Source organism: Roseburia sp. OM03-7AC (assembly GCF_003462625.1).
Classification (GTDB): Bacteria; Bacillota; Clostridia; order Lachnospirales; family Lachnospiraceae; genus Roseburia_C; species Roseburia_C amylophila.
This window is the reverse complement of the sequence record NZ_QTZJ01000001.1, coordinates 56,976-74,863: the sequence shown is the minus strand read 5'-3', so window position 1 is coordinate 74,863 and position 17,888 is coordinate 56,976. Positions and strand designations below refer to the sequence as shown.

Annotated in this window: 17 protein-coding genes; 2 read left to right on the top strand and 15 right to left on the bottom strand. The window is 42.6% G+C overall.

The genetic code is table 11. The annotated features are described in order from the left end of the window. Nucleotides 1-96 precede the first annotated feature (96 nt). On the top strand, nt 97-852 hold the full coding sequence (locus DXB39_RS00390) for an exodeoxyribonuclease III (protein ID WP_022244011.1): 756 nt from the start codon (nt 97-99) through the stop codon (nt 850-852). A gap of 56 nt (nt 853-908) precedes the next feature. Here DXB39_RS00390 and DXB39_RS00385 read toward each other — a convergent pair whose 3' ends face one another. The 3 genes from DXB39_RS00385 to DXB39_RS00375 all read right to left on the bottom strand — a co-directional run bounded on the left by DXB39_RS00385 (nt 909) and on the right by DXB39_RS00375 (nt 5,928). Continuing rightward, on the bottom strand, nt 909-3,569 hold the full coding sequence (locus DXB39_RS00385; RefSeq protein WP_117842008.1) for a sensor domain-containing phosphodiesterase: 2,661 nt from the start codon (nt 3,567-3,569) through the stop codon (nt 909-911). Between the two features lie 5 nt (nt 3,570-3,574). Beyond that, the gene (locus tag DXB39_RS00380; RefSeq protein ID WP_117842009.1) at nt 3,575-5,053 is read right to left on the bottom strand and encodes a methyltransferase; all 1,479 of its coding nucleotides are present in this window, start codon (nt 5,051-5,053) and stop codon (nt 3,575-3,577) included. Between the two features lie 86 nt (nt 5,054-5,139). Further along, entirely contained in the window at nt 5,140-5,928 is a 789-nt protein-coding gene (locus DXB39_RS00375) for a peptidoglycan recognition protein family protein (RefSeq protein WP_117842010.1), read from the bottom strand. Nucleotides 5,929-6,150: 222 nt separating this feature from the next. Between DXB39_RS00375 and DXB39_RS15145 the strand changes: the two genes are divergently transcribed. Further along, nucleotides 6,151-6,285: a hypothetical protein gene (locus tag DXB39_RS15145; protein WP_022244007.1), complete on the top strand. Its 135-nt coding sequence runs from the start codon at nt 6,151-6,153 to the stop codon at nt 6,283-6,285. A 21-nt stretch (nt 6,286-6,306) separates the two neighbouring features. Here DXB39_RS15145 and DXB39_RS00370 read toward each other — a convergent pair whose 3' ends face one another. From DXB39_RS00370 to DXB39_RS00315, 12 genes are all read right to left on the bottom strand, one after another. Then, nucleotides 6,307-7,689 (bottom strand): MATE family efflux transporter, encoded by a 1,383-nt coding sequence (locus DXB39_RS00370; protein WP_158565928.1) that lies wholly within the window; start codon nt 7,687-7,689, stop codon nt 6,307-6,309. Continuing rightward, nucleotides 7,679-8,128: a winged helix-turn-helix domain-containing protein gene (locus tag DXB39_RS00365; protein WP_117842012.1), complete on the bottom strand. Its 450-nt coding sequence runs from the start codon at nt 8,126-8,128 to the stop codon at nt 7,679-7,681. The genes DXB39_RS00370 and DXB39_RS00365 overlap by 11 nt, the downstream gene beginning before the upstream one ends. Nucleotides 8,129-8,222: 94 nt before the next feature. Beyond that, nucleotides 8,223-9,515: a C40 family peptidase gene (locus DXB39_RS00360; RefSeq protein WP_117842013.1), complete on the bottom strand. Its 1,293-nt coding sequence runs from the start codon at nt 9,513-9,515 to the stop codon at nt 8,223-8,225. Nucleotides 9,516-9,563: 48 nt separating this feature from the next. Further along, nucleotides 9,564-9,779 (bottom strand): hypothetical protein, encoded by a 216-nt coding sequence (locus tag DXB39_RS14715; protein ID WP_117842014.1) that lies wholly within the window; start codon nt 9,777-9,779, stop codon nt 9,564-9,566. 218 nt (nt 9,780-9,997) lie between these two features. After that, nucleotides 9,998-10,984, bottom strand: coding sequence for a Gfo/Idh/MocA family protein (locus DXB39_RS00350; RefSeq protein ID WP_117842015.1), 987 nt, complete (start codon nt 10,982-10,984; stop codon nt 9,998-10,000). After that, nucleotides 10,981-12,327 (bottom strand): MATE family efflux transporter, encoded by a 1,347-nt coding sequence (locus DXB39_RS00345; protein WP_117842016.1) that lies wholly within the window; start codon nt 12,325-12,327, stop codon nt 10,981-10,983. Before DXB39_RS00345 ends, DXB39_RS00350 begins: the two co-directional genes overlap by 4 nt. A gap of 27 nt (nt 12,328-12,354) precedes the next feature. Further along, entirely contained in the window at nt 12,355-13,671 is a 1,317-nt protein-coding gene (larC, locus tag DXB39_RS00340) for a nickel pincer cofactor biosynthesis protein LarC (protein WP_117842017.1), read from the bottom strand. After that, a complete protein-coding gene (gene larB / locus DXB39_RS00335) occupies nt 13,658-14,413 on the bottom strand; it encodes a nickel pincer cofactor biosynthesis protein LarB (protein ID WP_117842018.1) in 756 nt (251 codons plus the stop codon). Before larB ends, larC begins: the two co-directional genes overlap by 14 nt. Beyond that, a complete protein-coding gene (locus tag DXB39_RS00330) occupies nt 14,392-15,276 on the bottom strand; it encodes a phosphatidylserine decarboxylase (RefSeq protein ID WP_117842019.1) in 885 nt (294 codons plus the stop codon). The genes larB and DXB39_RS00330 overlap by 22 nt, the downstream gene beginning before the upstream one ends. 112 nt (nt 15,277-15,388) lie before the next feature. Beyond that, entirely contained in the window at nt 15,389-16,072 is a 684-nt protein-coding gene (locus DXB39_RS00325; protein WP_117842020.1) for a CDP-alcohol phosphatidyltransferase family protein, read from the bottom strand. An 8-nt stretch (nt 16,073-16,080) separates the two neighbouring features. After that, nucleotides 16,081-17,121 (bottom strand): lysylphosphatidylglycerol synthase transmembrane domain-containing protein, encoded by a 1,041-nt coding sequence (locus tag DXB39_RS00320; protein ID WP_117842021.1) that lies wholly within the window; start codon nt 17,119-17,121, stop codon nt 16,081-16,083. After that, complete coding sequence (locus DXB39_RS00315; RefSeq protein ID WP_158561831.1) at nt 17,111-17,812, bottom strand: phosphatase PAP2 family protein; 702 nt, start codon at nt 17,810-17,812, stop codon at nt 17,111-17,113. The genes DXB39_RS00320 and DXB39_RS00315 overlap by 11 nt, the downstream gene beginning before the upstream one ends. Between the last annotated feature and the right edge of the window lie 76 nt (nt 17,813-17,888).

Genomic DNA, 17,888 nt, shown 5'->3' with positions numbered 1-17,888 from the left:
ACATAAGCCACCAATTCTTCGAATACAGACCTTTTTCAAATAAAAACACCGCTTTTTCGCAATCACCGATATGTATCAATAAAAAGGAGACTCACTATGAAATTTATTTCCTGGAATGTAAATGGCTTACGTGCCTGTGTCAATAAAGGATTTTTAGATTTCTTCCATGAAATCAATGCAGATGCATTCTGTATTCAGGAGACTAAACTGCAGGAAGGACAGATTGACCTTTCCCTTCCGGGCTATTACCAGTACTGGAATTATGCGAAGAAAAAAGGCTATTCCGGCACTGCCATCTTTACCAAAAAGGAACCTCTTTCTGTAAGCTATGGCATTGGCATCCCGGAGCATGATGAAGAAGGACGTGTTATCACATTAGAATATGAAAACTACTATCTCATCACCTGCTACACGCCAAACTCCCAGAGCGAACTGGCAAGGCTTTCCTACCGTATGGAATGGGAAGATGCTTTTTTACAGTATTTAAAGGGATTAGAAGAAAAGAAACCGGTTATTTTCTGCGGTGACCTGAATGTTGCCCACAAAGAAATTGATTTGAAGAATCCGAAAACCAACCGTAAAAATGCCGGATTTACAGATGAAGAACGGGAAAAATTCTCTGTTCTTTTAGAGAATGGTTTTATCGATACCTTCCGTTATTTCTACCCGGAACAGGAAGGCATCTACTCCTGGTGGTCCTACCGTTTCCACGCAAGGGAAAAGAATGCCGGATGGCGTATTGATTATTTTCTGGTTTCCCAGTCCTTAAAAGAGAAGTTAAAGGGAGCTGCCATTCATACGGAAGTTCCTGGTTCCGACCATTGTCCGGTAGAACTAGAGATAGACTGCTAAACTTAAAATGAGTAAAAAGCTTTCCTTCCATCAGCTTTTTACTCATTCTTTTATTTCTACAGATACTTCTTTTCAAAGTCCTCTGCACGCATTGGCTTACCATAATAATAACCCTGAATATACTGCACCTTCATGCTGCGGAGCTTCTCCACCTGTTCCGTTTCCTCTACCCCCTCTACACAAATCCGTACTCCGATGGTCTCTGCCAGTTCTGATACCATCTTTACAAAGGCCTCTGCATACTCATCTTTTCCAATGTCAATGATAAAGCAGCGGTCTATCTTGATAATGTCAATCGGCAGCTCACGGATATGGTTCAAGGAAGAATAGCCTGTTCCAAAATCGTCCAGTGCAACCTTTACGCCAAGGCTCTTGATATCCGAAAGAATCCTCTTCATACGCTTCATATCGTTAATTGCAAGGCTCTCTGTTACTTCAAGGGTAAGGTTTGCCGGATCCATCTTTGTCTCTTCCAACACTTCCCTGACTTTTTCTTTCATATCATTCTGCAATAGCTGTACCACCGAAAGATTTACATTGACATGATACTCCGGATGTCCCATGTCATTCCAGTATTTACAACGGTGGCAGGCTTCTTTCAATGCAAAGCTTCCGATTGGATTGATAAGTCCTAAATATTCTGCCAGTGGAATAAATTCAGACGGGGAAATCATCCCCATTGCCTCGGAATTCCAGCGGATAAGTGCCTCTGCTCCACTACATGGATCTCCCGGTCTGGAAATATCCACAATCGGCTGATAATACACCTCAAATTCCTGGCAGGAATTTGTAGTGGCATAACGCATATTCTTCTCTAAATCAAGCCGCTTAAAGGATGTTGCTTCTACATTCTCATCATAGAATTCTATACGGTTTTTACCGCCTTTTTTTGCTTCGTATAAAGCAATATCTGCTTTTTTGATTAATTCCTGTACATTGTCTCCGTCATCCGGGAAACGTACCACCCCCATACTCATGGTACAGTAGTAATCTCCACCTTTTAAGAACCACGGCTTGGAGAAAATATTCCTAATCTCTGTTAAAATCTCATCCAGACGCTGATATTCTTCCTGATTAACAATGATGATAAACTCATCACCACCCATGCGGTAGCAGGTAGAATCCAGTCCGGTCACTCCCTGCAGGCTTCTTGAAATCGTCTGCAGCAGAATATCCCCATACTGATGTCCCAGACCATCATTAATATGCTTAAAGTCATCCAGGTCAATATAGCAGAGTGCTCCCTTGCCACCCTGTTCCCTGGCTCTCTGGATATAGATTTCCACATCATGCTCACAACGCATTCTGTTATAAAGTCCCGTCAGGAAATCATTATTCGCCTGGCGTTCAATCTTCTGCTGATAAAGCTTTTTATCCGTCACATCATAAACCGTCAGCAGCATAACCCTTCTGCCATCCACCCAGTTAATCTGGGTATGATAAATGTCAAAATACCGGTTATCCTCTTTGGAATAATATTCTACAAAATTACCATTTCCATAACGCTTATTACCGGAACGGAAAATCTCATCCTGCTGCTTTTCAAACCGGCCATCTGCAAATAACCTGTGAAACTGCTGGTTCGTATAAAGAATCTTCTCCGAAAGCATATCCCTTACACAGATTCCACAGCCTACATTTTCAAGGATTGCCTCTAAGGATGCATAAGAACTTGCCAGCGAATTCTTTGTAATCCGCTTAATCAAAATACTCTGCACAATCTGTTTTACTTCATTTAAAAATTTAATATCGGAAACATCCCAGATACGGCGTTTCCGCAGTTCAAAGAAGCATAAATACATGGCAGCTTCCCCGTTAATCTCTACCGGCAGGCTGATTGCCGCCTGAATATTCCATTTTTCAAAAAACTGTGCAAATGCGGGCGGCAGTAAGGAATCTGCTGAAATCATATAAGGCTTGCCATTGGTAAAAGGAAATTCTGAAGTGGAAATGCCCTGGCATTTTGCAATCAATGCATCCTCTTCCTCCAGACAGCATTCACTTATCATATCCGCAGTCTCGCCATCCCGGTTAATACGAAGCAATGCTGCATTACTGATTTTCAGATAGTTGCATACATCTGTCAGAATTTCGTCTGCAATTTTGGAAAAGCCATTTTCACTCTCCAGCATTTTCACGATAGAAGTCATGACCTCTGTACGCTGTAATTCTGTCTTAATCTGCTCCTGGCTTTCCCTATTTTTGGCAAATGCTTCCTGTGCCAGAAGCTCATCCAACTTTGTAGCAAAATACTGTTTGGATATATAGGTTAAAAAATCAAGTGAATTGTAATACTGCTTTGTCGTAGTCTTCTGGATATTCTCCGGAATCTCCTGTTCTGGTGCGGCTATATCAGAAAGCACACCAATGACAATCCAGATTGCTGCAATCTTACCGCCTACACGGATTGCAACACCGTTCATTTTCAAATAATCCTCTTCCAATGGTTCTTCCACTACATCTTCCATCTCAGAGGTAATCAGTCTGTTCAGCAGCACAATATGGCGTGCCATACCGACTTTTTCATGAAGATAATTCAGTTCTTCCTTGGAACCATATGCCTTGGTCACAACCCCCTGCATCTGGCTTAAGCATACACAATATAAATTATTGCAGGCACAGAAACGGTCCTGTAATCCCTGAAGCACTCTTCCGTCGAGTAATTCCGCTCCAAACATTAACTCATTACTCCCCTGCATGTCCAACTTCTGCTTCATTTTTGTTACCCCTTTTTACCGACTATAAATAAATAAAAACCTTCTTTTTCCCGTATACAGAACTCGTCTAATAGACGATATTCCATATGTCTCCGCAGCTGTTTCTTTACAAAGCCGCCCTCATTGGAATATAAAATCATATGACCACCATTTTTCAGGAATTTTCCTGCACAATCAAAGAACTGACTATAAAAGGCATCCTGTTCTTCTCTTGTTTTCTTCCCTCTCAATGGCATATTGGAAATGATTTCATCAAAAAGGTATTTATGTGTAAAATCAAAAAAATCACGATTAATATAATTAATCTGCCTTCCTGCCGCTTTGGCATTCTCTCTTGCCTTTATCACAGCCTCTCCAAAAATATCCAGTCCGTACATATCTCCCGCCGGCACCAGAAGGTCACGTTCTATTAACATGGTACCAACTCCGCAGCACGGATCCAATACCTGTGCACCCTTTTTCAGATAAGGTTCTGCCAGTTTCATAAATAATGCTGCATTTGCCGGATGAATGGATGCTGCAACTGCTTCCTTCCGGTAAGAAAATCTCCGCATTGGAATTGTAAATAATTTACAGGATGGATATAATGTGCCATCCATATTCTTCGTAAGCCGCAATTCTATTTCATAGCCATCTACCGTATTTAACAGCTGATGTCCGGTTAAATCTTCTAATGCTGCTGCCGCTTTCCGGATAAAGCTGCCTTTTTCTTCCGGAGCAATGCCCCTTACTTCCATGCGGAAGCGAAATGGTGGATTGCCCTCATGCAGCCTGTTTAATAACTCCATAAGATTTGATTTTGCATATGCCTCTGCTACCGCTTCCGGTTCTGCAGCAATCCGGTGTCCCCCGGACAACAGCAACAGCATCTCCCGGAAAGTACGAATCTTTATCACATCCCTGAGATGTGTTGTCTTTACTTTTACACCTGCCGGAACCAGCACCGGACGATCTTTTTTTATCTGTTCTGCCGTAATCTCACGATATGCAGGATTGGTTGTCAGAAGCACTTCTACCTCTTCTTCATATCCAGTAAAACGATGCTTCTTATTCTGGTTCAGCCCACCTAACAATTTATCCAGAGCATGCAGTTCTTCCGTTCTGTGCTTCTTTTCGCTTTCTGCCGGAACTTCTGCTAACAATTCCTTGTAACGCTTCCCGAATGCGTCCTGATAAATCTCTATATCAAGTCCATTCATTGCAGTAAGATAAGAACTTTTCACAAAGCGTGTATTCTCCCTCTGGTATGCCTCAAACAGTGCTTTTGCCGCCCCTGATTCATTTGTCTCACCCAGAATAAGTGCTGCATTTTTCCGGATTTTAGCATCTTCGGAACTCAAAAAAGCATACAAAACCGGATGCGTTGCATGGTATTCTTTCCATTCCTTCAATGCATCCTGATTTTTTATGCTTTTCTTTAATTCTATCAGATTTTCACGTATATTCGTCTCTTCGGTCAGTGCCTTACAAATCTCTTCTAACATGTTTTTCCTTCTTACAACCAGTGGACTTTTCGTCTCTCCACTATCAATGATTTAATATTACTTGAAATCAGAAGATTTGGCAAGACTTACTCCTTGTCATTTTTTAGATTTTCCGGGGCAACTCCATTCTTTTCTATATAATCTGTCACATCTACCTTAAACTGCTTCCAGGCATCCTCGTGTTCCACATAATATTTCGGGCAGTTTTTTCCGGTTACGTCATAATGACGGATGACATCATCCATGGTCAGATCATATCTGCCACAAAGCCATGCCACCAGATGCACTAATGTCTGGTAGGTGGCATCGTTGAATCTTCCGGTATCGTCCGGGATACAGCATTCGATGGAAATAGTATCACTGTTCCTGTCATTGGATGCATAGGAAATCTCTTTGCATGGGATGCATTGAATCAGTTCACCATCCAGTCCGATGACAAAATGACTGCTGGCATGTGTTTCATGGCTGTCCTTTAAGCCTTCAAAATAATCACGGTTCTGCTGCGCTGTGGTTCCCGGATTTGCAGTATAATGCACCACAATGCCATTTACCTGATCAATTGCAAGTCCCGGTCTGGAATAATCATTTATCGTAAGAAGCTGCACATCATAATCCGGCGGATTTTCTACCACTTTGGTAACGGCTGCCGGCACATCTGCTGCTGCCAAATGTTTTCCCCTTATCCAGCGGAGCAATTTCCCACCTAATACAAATATGAAAATTACTACAAGAACAATTCCTAAAAGCAGCAGCATTCTCTGAATCCGCACCTGCTGCTGTCTTCTTCTGCGCCGGTATTCTGCTGCTGTATGTGGTTTCTCATATGTATATTTTTTTCTTCCTGTTTTTCTCTTTCCTCTTCCGGTCTGTCTCATTTATTTTTATCTGCTCCTATATGCGTTATCTGTTATTTCATTCCTTATCATCATACACCAAATGTTCCTTACATTTTATTAACAAAAACTTAATTTTCTTTTATGGTAATTTTACACAATTTTTTCGCATCTTTTTTGTTGACATTTACCAAAGGTAAGTATATAATATTAAATGAACAAAGAGGTTTGTTCAGATAATAAATTGCATAAGGAGGGATTTGTATGTTCTTAGAGCAGGATGCAGTGCTGGGTCTTTCCAGGTTCGTAGCAAAATACGAAGCATATGTAAGAGAGATGAAAGCACAGAAGAAAGAACCTGTTACCATGTTAGCTTATCTGGTAGAAATGGTTCAGTAGACCAGTTGACCAAACGGCGCTTCATAGCCGCCGCTTTCCGTCACTGGTCTTTTTTTTTGTTCTTTTTTTCTCACTCTTTTGGAAATAACAAAACACAAATGGAATGCTGATGATTGCAGTCAGCCCATCTGACAACGCCTGCGCAATCTCAACTCCCGCCAGCCCGATCCATTCCGGTAAAAGGAAAATCAACGGAAGAAATACAATTCCCTGACGGCACGCTGATAGAAATGCCGCCTTCCCCTGCTGCCCGATTCCCTGAAACAGCATATTACTTAAAATTCCTATGGGAATCAGCGGAAAAATCAGGCACTGGCTTCGAAAAGTAAAAATGCCGATTCGTGCTGCCATATCTTCTTTTAAAAAGAAGCTCATGGTCATCGGTGCGAAAAGGAATCCTGCCAGACCAATTCCTGCCGCCGCTATGATGCTGCTCCATAAAGTAAAAATAAATGCCTGCTTTAACTTTTTTTTATTTTCAGCTCCAAACTGATACCCTGCCACCGGCTGAAAACCCTGACCATATCCGATAAAAAGGCTGAAAAATACCATAAATAACCGTCCGTCTACAGACATTGCTGCTACTGCCGCATCTCCATATCCTACCGCCTGCCGGTTTAACAATACGGCTGCCACGCTGGCAAATCCCTGCCTGCAAAGCGACGGCAGACCATTTTTTATAATGCTACCATAGTCCTTTATTTTGAAAAAATTTTTACTTTGTTTCTTTCCATTCAATTTCAGTCTGCCATGCCAGAAACAGCCTCCCAGTACCATCGCTGCCACTGCCTGTCCGATAAATGCCGCTAATGCGGCTCCTTTTACTCCAAGATTTAAGACAAACAGAAACACCGGTGTCAGTATAATATCAAGAATTCCACCGGTTACCATTCCTGCCATGGATGCTTTCGCCCTGCCTTGTGCCCGAAGAAGCGTACCAAGTACCAGTGTCTCTATGGTAAAGGGTGCCGACAGCAATACAAAGAGGGCATATTCCCTTGCATATGGAAGCAGCTCTGTTGTTGCACCGGAAAGCTTCAGCAAAGGTGTCAAAAAAATCAGACCTGCCCCCAGACTTATAAGTCCAAGCAGCAGCCCTGACATAATTGCCGAAATTGCAATCTGCTCTGCCTGCTCTTTTTCTTTCTTTCCAAGGAGCCTTGAAACAAGGCTTCCCGCTCCCATGCCAACAGTATAGCCCACTGCCTGTATCCATGCCACCAGTGCAAATGTAATTCCGACCGCTCCGGTTGCCCTGCTTCCAAATCTTGTTACAAAGAAGGTATCCACGATACTGTAAGCAGAAATTACCAGCATACTAAATACCGTAGGTGCCGCCAGTGACAAAATCACACGATGCACCGGTTCTGTTTCCATCCTCTGTTCCAGGCTCTTATTCTCCATGAGTGCCCTCACTGTCTGATGGAACATATTTATATCCGACTCCGTGCACCGTTATGATATAACGCGGCCGTCTGGGATTCTTTTCAATTTTCTTCCGGATACTCTTAATATAGGAATCTATGGTTCTGTCATAGCCATCAAAGGCATCCTCTAACGCATAAGTAATCAACTGGTTTCTGCTATATACCCGGTGGGGAGATTTCACCATGGTATATAAAATTTTATATTCATTAGGTGTCAGATGAATCTTTTTCCTGCCTCTTCTGATACAATGATTGTCTACTTCTAAGATACAGGCCGTTCCAATTTCAATCTGACTTCCTGCCCGCCTGTCTTCTTCGTATACAATGCGGTAGCCCTCTTCTAAAAGCTGCTGGCAGAGTTCCTGGGGCATCCTTCCTTCTGACTCCTGAATGATAATGGTTCCCTTTGTTCCCATATATCTTCTATCCTTCCTGCTACAATCTTTTCTACTAATTTATAATCTTTTCTATTGTAGTCAGTATCTCCACGGATAAAAATTTTTATTCTCTTTATACAATTCTTCGGATAGAAAGAATCGTCCGGTAGCCTGCATTTGATACTTTAATTCCGGTCTTTGCTGAACTTGCATGCACAATCTGTCCGTTTCCGATATAGATTCCGATATGACCGGAATACCAGATTAAATCTCCCGGCTGTGCCTCTGCCAAAGATGACACTGCGCTTCCGCAGGCTCCCTGCTCACCGGAGGTTCTTGGCAGATTAATTCCAAAATTCCTATATACACTCTGCACGAAGCCGGAACAATCCGCCCCATTTGTAAGACTGGTTCCACCATATACATATGGATTTCCTACAAACTGCAATCCATAATCTGCAATCTGCCTGCCTAAACCGACATCAGATGCATACGCCCCTGTTCCGCTGTTTCCGGATGCAGCATTTCCAGATGTTGAAGCTTTAGATGTTGCATTCCCTGCTGTTGTATGATTGGTGCTCTGCTTCGCTGCTGCCTTCTTTTGTGCTGCTGCCTGCTGCTCTGCCGCTTTTCTTCTGGCTTCTGCTTCCTGTGCTGCTCTTCTTGCGGCTTCTTCTCTTGCTAACCGTTCTGCTTCTTCCTGAATGGATTCTGCATGGGGATATTCCGTATAGGTTTCTACATAATCTGCTGCTACATAGCCCTCCCCTTCCTCTGCATCAACCTTTAACCAGCCATCCAGTGTCTCTGTTACCGTTAGTATATCGCCTCCCGGTACCAGTCCTAATACGGCAGCATCTGTGGATGCTTCCGTACGCACTTTTAAAGTTGTTGTAGTTACCCGGGCAAGCTGTGTGCCAATTTCTTCCGCAAGTGCTCTTGCTTCTTCTCCCACACAGACATATTCTGCACTGACATATCCGCTGACTGAACCGGAAGTAATATAATACCAGCCCTCTTCTGCTGCCTCTATCACACCTACCGTATTACGGTAAAGTTTTCCAAGCACTTCTCCTTCTATAGACGGTTCTTTTCGAATATTCACATAGTTCGGTGCGATTGCAACCGCAAGTTCCGGCTGGTCTGCTGCCGGCATTTTCTCTTCTGCATTTCCAAGTGAAAGTTCTGCCACATCATTTATTTCTGCTTCGCCTGCTGCTTCACCTTCTGCCAGTTCACCAGCTCCTGTCTGTATCTGCTGCAGTGCATACTGCTCAGATAAAATGCGCTGCTCATTCAGTGCCCGGATTACGCCTGCACCGGATGCAGCTGGTGTCTCCATGGCATTGACATTGGTCCATAATGAAGTTGTGGTTGTCAGGATTGCGGCTGCAAGCCATAATTTTTTTACTGTTTTGTATTTCATATCTGTCTCCTTACCTATGTAATCATCAGGTATTGTGGAAGAAATATTTTATTTATTTTTGCTAAGTTGCAAAATAGCCAGGCAGTCCGGCAAATGCAAAGACCGCATCATAACTGCAAGGGGCACTAAGAATTTCGGATTGTATTCTTTTTTATCCGGCAAGCGGTGCAAATTCACATCCATGTTCATCTGCGCCTCGCCGGTACTTCCATGTACCGGCGTTGCCTGTTCCCATACGAAATTCCAAGTGCCCCTAACAGCCATGAAAATGCCTTCGCACTTTGCCGGACTGTCTGGCTATTGTTCATTTTCTAAAATAAATTCAAATAATTTTCTCTTCTCGCAATTTCCTATGTAATCATTCGCAAGTTGTTACGAACTTGTTACATCTTATTACATAGATATGGAGATAGTGTGGAGATGGAAGGATTACCTTCGTCAAATACAAATTAGTCAAGTACGATTGACTAAATCATACTTGACTAATTTTCATCACACGGAAATACAATTCCGGCATCCGCTCTTGCCCGGGTCAGTATCCGGCTGACCGCAAGGCTGTGGTCGAGCATTTCGTAGCAGGTTTCAGTGTCCTTTGATGCTATCTCATTTACAAAGGAAACAAACTCTGCATACATCCGGTGTGCATCTCCATTTCCATCATAGGATACCTCTCTTCCATCCCGGTAATGGATGGTCACTGCGCCGCAGACATTACACGGGCTGTTCTGGGCAATGTAGCCTTCACTTCCTTCAATGCGATATTCCGGCTGTCCCTGGCAGTCCTTTGCGCCTATTGCAACTGCCTGAAAGCCGGGATAAGATAAAATTGCAACACCGCTGGTGTCAATTCCTTTTTCCGTGTTTGCGGTATAATGCACAGACTGCGGTTCTCCAAAGAAGCCTTCTAAATACTGGATATTATATAAGTTTAAATCCATCAAAGCTCCACCTGCCTGCTTTGCATCAAAAACAGGAATGTTTTCTCCATTCTGGAAACGGTCATACTTTCTGGAATATTGGCTGAAATTGCAGACTGCCATTTTAATTTTGCCAATCGTCGGTAACTGCTCTTTAATAAACTGATAGTTCGACTGATACCGTGTGGTAATAGCTTCAAATAAAAATACTCCCTGCTTCTTTGCAAGGGCACAAAGCTCCTCTGCCTGTCTTTCATTGGCTGTCATGGGTTTTTCTACAATAACATGTTTTCCATGGAGGATAGCTTCTCTTGCCATTTCAAAATGCCAAAGATTTGGCACAGCAATATAGACAGTATCAATTTCCGAATCCAGAAGTTTTTCATAATCACTTACTGCAAGCTGCATCTGATACTGTTCTTTTAATTTTTCTGCTTTTGCTTCACTGCGCTTTGTTCCACAAATTCCATAGCAGGAAAGCCCTTTTACCTGCTGCAATACCGGAAGTACTTCTTCTACGATAGTTCCTGTTCCTACGATTCCAAGCTTCATTTCTTTTCTTCCTTTCCACGGATATAAGGGTCTCTGTAATAGGATATGACAAGCTGGATACACATCAGGCACCAGATAACCGGCTCACAGATAATTACACCAAAATATTTCAAGATTGGGATAAACAATAAAACAAATGCAATTTTTCCTACCAGTTCTATCATGCTTGAAACCAGTGGCACTACCTTTTTACCAAGTCCCTGTAACACATTTCGAAGTACCAGCAGAATTCCAAGAACCGAATAAAACGGTGTATTCCAGCGGATATATCTGGCACCATTTTCAAGAACTACACTTTCGGATGAGCCGGAGAGCAATGCAATCAGGGAAGGTGCGGCAAATGCAACAATAACGGTAATAAATACTGCCCAGCCAACAGACAGTATCATGGCATACCGTACTACCTTAAGGATACGGTCACGCTGGTCTGCTCCCCGGTTCTGGGATACAAAGGTTGCTGTTGCCATTGCCAGTGGCATTAATGGCATCGAACAAAAACTGTTTAATTTTCGTGCTGCTGTATGTCCCGCAATAATCAGATAACCCAGCTGATTGATAGCATATTGCAGGATTACTGTTCCTGCAGATACAATAGCTAACATAAAGCCCATGGAAAGCCCCTGGCCTGTCAGTTCCAGGTAAAGTGGTCCATCTACTTTAAAATGCTCCCGTGCCGGTATTAAAATCTTACATTTTTTCATAATATAAATGGCACATAATACTGCAGAAATTCCCTGTGCTACCACCGTTGCCACTGCTGCACCGCGGATTCCCATCTGAAACTGTGTAATAAAAAGAACATCCAGTACAATATTGATAGCGGACGAAATAATCAGAAATGCCAGCGGCATAAAACTGTTTCCAATTGCACGAAGCAATCCGGACAACAGATTATATGCAAACATTACTCCAACACAGATTGTTACAATATAAATATAAGAATAGGATTCCTCAATGATTTCTGATGGTGTATGTAACAAAACCAGAAGCGGACGAAGTCCAATCTGTGCAATCAGCATTACACCAACCGTCACCGCTGCTCCAATTAACAAAGAGCCTGCAACTGCACGCTTTAACAAGTTTTTATCTCCTACACCAAAGCTTCTTGCCACTACCATGCTAAGTCCATTTCCAAAACCCAGTGCAAATCCTACCAGCAGTTCATAAACCGCTGCACATGCACCGATTGCTGCCAGCGATTCATCACCCAGAAAATGACCTACTATCATGGTATCTGCCGCATTATAGAGCTGCTGAAATAAATTAGAAATAATAAGTGGAATTGCAAATAAAATCAAAGATTTTAAAATATTGCCTTTTAACAAATCTGTTTTCGTATGCATCCTTTTAACCTCATCCTTTTCGTATCCTTATTTCAACTCCTGCAATACATCATCATATACCTTCTGAAAAGAAAGTCCTCTCTCTCTGCATATCTCCCGGATGGATTCATACTCCGGAGTAATACGCACTTCTCCTTCACCCTCACATATTTTAACCGTCACCTCACCGTAGGAGGTCTGCCGCCTTTCTATCCTTCTTGGCAGAATCGTCCGCACCATTTCTACATAGCGGATTCCAATGGTTGTTGTCTCACGAAATATAATTGCTTCCAATTTTTCCCGGTCTTCTTTCCTGCAGATTACTGTCAACTGATATGCCGGGCGGTTTTTCTTCATATAGACCGGTATATAATGGACATCTCTTGCGCCATTTTCCAGTAAAAGCTCCATGGCATAGCCCAGTGCTTCCCCGGTACAGTCATCGATATTACATTCCAGTTTTAAAATAGAATCACTTTCATAGACCGGTTCTTCTGTTTCCAGCAACAATGCCCGGAGCAGTCCCGGCCGCTTATAGTCCCGCTTTCCGGCGCCCAGTCCGTTTCCCACAATCCGGTAACATTCCGGCAGCTCTCCTGACGTACAGATAGCCGCTGCAATTGCTGCCCCTGTCGGAGTCACATATTCTCCCGGTTCACCGATTTTTCCAAGCAGGATTCCATATTCCATCACTATGTTAGTCACTGCCGGAACCGGAACCGGCAGGATTCCATGCTGACAGCGCACCGTTCCTTCCCCTTCCCACAGGGCAGGAATAATGACCTCATCTACTCCAAGATTATCAACACAAACTGCCGCTGCAATAATATCTACGATTGAATCCAAGGCTCCCACTTCATGAAAATGTACTTCTTCCACCGGAACACCATGGGCTTTTGCTTCCGCTTCTGCTAAAATCCTAAATATTTTCTTAGCAAGTGTCCTGGCACTATCAAGCATATTCGTGCCATCGATTATGGAATAAATTTCCGTCAGACCGCGGTGTTCGTGATGATGATGTTCCCCATGGGTGTATGATTCTTCCGAATGGGAATGCTCTCCATAGGTATGTGATTCTTCCGAATGGAAATGCCCTCCATGTGCGTGCGATTCTTCCTTCCCATATAAATACTTCATATCATGATCATGATTCTCATGGGCGGCATCTAAGATGACCTTAAAATCACATGCCGACAGGGCCGCCTTTTGTACTCTGCTGATTGCAATCCCAAAGCCGGATACCGGAATGCTCCTTAAAACAGTTTCTAAGACTTCTCTGTCTGCTCCTGCATCCAGTAAAGCTGCCACTACCATATCACCACTGATTCCGGTATGGCAGTCCAGATATAAACTACGCTTCTTCATCATGTACCCCCAGTCTGTTTATCTGTGTTGCAAGATAGCCTGCACCATAACCATTATCAATATTTACCACTGCAACACCATTGGCACAGGAATTAATCATGGTAAGCAATGCAGAAATGCCTCCCATATTCGCTCCATAGCCTACGGAGGTTGGTACACCGATTACCGGCCTGCTTACCAGTCCGCCTAAAACGCTTGCCAGTGCTCCTTCCATGCCAGCCACTGCAACAACACAGTTGGCTTTCTGGATTACCTCAAGCCGTGAAAGGAGACGGTGAATTCCACTGACTCCCACATCATAAATACGTTCCACATTGGCTCCGAAAAACTCTGCCGTCTGCGCAGCCTCTTCTGCCACTGCAATATCTGCCGTTCCAGCCGTACATACCGCTATCAGTCCACTGCGTTTTTTATCCTTTTTTTCAATTTTTAATATACGAGAAACAGGGTCATAGGTAACCTGCGGTAATTCCTTGTGCAACAGCTCATACTGTGCCAAAGACGCCCTGGTTCCCATGACCTCGCCTTCATCCTTGTATATTCTCTGAAAGATTTCAAGAAGAAACTCATCCCGTTTTCCCTGACAGAATACCACTTCTGCAAAACCGGAACGCATTTTCCGATGGCTGTCTATCTTTGCATAGCCCATCTCTTCAAACGGTTCCCTTTTAAAAAACTGCTCCGCTTCTTCTACGGTCATCTTTCCGCTTTTCACCTGTTCTAATACTTCATGCGCTTCCATTCTGACATCCTTCCAATCTTTTCCCCCTGCCGGACTTTCGTCTCGACTCCTTTATTGGAATTATACACAATATCTGCGTCCAGTTCTACCCTGTCTTTTTCCAGGCACAAAATTACCGTAGAACCGCCAAATTCAAATTTACCTTTTTCTTCTCCACGGTGCACCGGGCAGTTTTCTTTCTCATTACAGATTCTGCCTACCATAAGTGCGCCCACTTCCATCATTAAAATATTGCCAAAATGCTGACTTTTCAGCACAGAAAATTCTCTGGTATTTTCCTTATAAATCGGATATATTTCTCCCGCCAGCGGATTGACCGTATGAAAAACACCCGGAATCCTATAGATGTACCCCATTCTGCCATCATCCACAAAGCTGTAATGATGATAATCATCTACCGTCAGACGGAAAATACAAAGGGTTCCGCCCTCATAATGACGGGCGATTTTCCCGCTGCGGAAAAGGCTCTCCATGGTATATTCCGTATCCTTGACGCGGACTTTTCCCTCTGCTGTAATGGGATATATACTGAGCCTGCTGTCGCAGGGTGCACAGAAATTCTCCTTAACACGGTCAAATTTCCGGTGTCCCGGCTTGATTTTTCTGGTAAAAAAATCATTATAGGAACGGTATTCCCGTTCCTCATAATCTGTCATATTTATATGATTCTTTTTTATAAATGGTGCAATTGCAGCCTTTGATACCGGCTGGTTCAAAAGGAATCCACCTGCTTTGGAAACAAAAGGTTTCACTAAAATTCCAAGTAAAATTCTTCCGGCAGCCGTCTCATACAATGCCTTTAACACTCTGCCCTGTGCTGCATTCTCACCAATTTCATTTCCATTCCGATCTACACAACGCATCCTCGTTTCCTCCTCATTTTTCCTTATTGCAGGAAATGTTACGCATTTTCTGTCACGTTACATCCCATTTCCGGCTCATTGAACATAATGCTGGTCTCATCCGACACAATTTCTACCGCATCAGACGATCTAAAATGGAATTCTCCAGTCCCGGAAAGCACAGCGAAATATGATATTTTGAGAATAGGAAGATTGCAATTACTGCACATGCCACAAGGATAACCAAAACTGCAAGAAATGCATTGGATGGCTTTTTCAATTTAAAATCTACAATAAATAAGGTGCCAACTACTGCCAAAACAAAGAGCAGTAACACACTGAATTCACGCTCTGCAATTACAAAGTTCAGCATAAATGCCAGTGGCAGTACGATTGCCATCGTTGTAATCGGCAGTCCGTGATAATATTTATTGGCACCCTCTTCTACTCTCTGGCGGTTGGTTTCCAACACATTAAAGAATCCAAGACGAATCACGGAGCAGACACAATAATATGCCAGAACAATGGTTCCAAGAATACCTCTTACACCAAGCACATAACAGATTACTGCCGGGAACGCACCAAAGCAGACTACATCGCAAAGGGAATCAATCTGTACGCCAAATAATTTTTCATCATCAGTACGGTTCTTTTTGGTTCTTGCAATCTTTCCATCAAACATATCAAATAATCCGGATAATGCCAGACAGATAATTGCTGTTCTGTAATGTCCTCCAATTGCCTGAGTAATTCCAAAAACAGAACACATCAGACTAATATATGTAAGTACTACTGTATAATCATAAAAACCTATCATTTTTCCCTCTACCTTTCTTCCCTCTTCTGTTTATGCGGTCTTCCTATCGTAAAATGTGCTACGACTGTCATAACTGCGCTTAAAATTAATTCTGTGTAATAACTGAGTCCCCTGCTTACCACCATCGCCGGCAATGTCAGTGTGCCGCAGATTGGTGCAAAAATAGATAAAAACAGTGATTCACTGATTCCCATTCCTCCCGGTAACGGAAGCATATCCACCGCAACGGAAATCATTCCCTGTAATACAACAATGGTTACCATCCCTGTTCCATTGATTCCGAAGGAACGGCAGGTCAGATATGTTACAAAAAAGAGTAACAGTCTTTGCACTACGGTAATCAGAAATACATTGGTTACGACCAATTTATGGGTACGGAAATATCCTGCCACATCCTGATACTGCTTCATGGCATTTGCCATTTTTTCCCGGTAATATTCAGTACGCTTCATCAGATGAATTTTGCCAAGTCCTCTTATGATGGCATCCATCATATTAGCTGCCAGTGTCGGATGGAAAACCAGAAACATCATAAATGCCACACAAAAGACATTTAATAAAAGTCCCAGATAACACCATCCCAGCACCGGCTCAAGATAATGCATAATCTGTGCCGGACGAATGATTACAACCAATGCGCCAATCACCACAAGCACCAGTTTATAAGTAATGGTTACAATCATTAAAACCAGTGTCGATACCGGTATGGACAGCTTATCCTTTTTCATATAATAAATCTGTGCCGGCTGTCCTCCGGTTGCCGATGGTGTAATACAGCTGAAAAAGAATCCAACAAAGGAATACAGGAAACAATGCATAAGTTTTATCTTCTGCCGGATGCTTCGCATCATATAAAATATAATAACAGATTCACTGCAGATAAAGAATACCACGCAGACCACCGCAACAAGCCAGTACCGGTAATCCGTATTCCGGATATAGCCGAACAATTCACCTAAATCCTGTCCATGAAAGATTGCATATATGGTAATTGCAAATACGGTAATAAGAAAAACTGCATTTAGTATTCCTTTTTTCTTACTCATCATAATGCTTCACCCCGAATATCTTTCTTCCGATTTTATCAAAAACTTTCATTACCGGACGGTACATTCCGGTATGCTTTGATACAAACCAGCAGAATTCTGCCAGAAAAATGCCTGCTACCAGGTCAATCATGTAATGCTGTTTGGTAAACTGGGTGGATGCACAAATTAATGCTGCCATCACAAAAGAACATCCTTTGTACCAGCCCGGTATCTTACGGCTCTTTCTTACCCCGATGAAGCAGAACCAGCTTACCAGACAATGGATGGATGGAAAGAGATTCGTCGGTGCATCCGATGCATAGATAAAACGTACCAGCCAGCTGCAGAAATCATGCCCTGTCACTTCCGGTCTGATATTCGTGGTTGGAAGCAATATAAAGAAGATACAGCAGATTACTCTTGACAACATATCCGCTGTTGCAAAACGGAAAAATGTTTCCTTATCTTCTCTCGATACCAGAATATAATTTATTAAACTGAACGCAAAAAATAAAACATACAGAATAATCCACTCTTTTACAAAAGGAATACTCCTGTCCAGATTGCTGGTCAGGTCATAATGCTTTGCATTTGCCATCAGCCTCTGGGTGCCCCAATAAATAATGGTATTAAAAATGGCACACCATGCCAATGGCAGTGGTCCGTATGATGGTATCCATTTTGCTATGTATTTTTGATAAAATTTTCCCAACTTTGTCTCTTCACACATAATTTTCTAACTTTCTATTTTTTCCGACTTAATAATCATATTCGATTTTCCTTTAAAT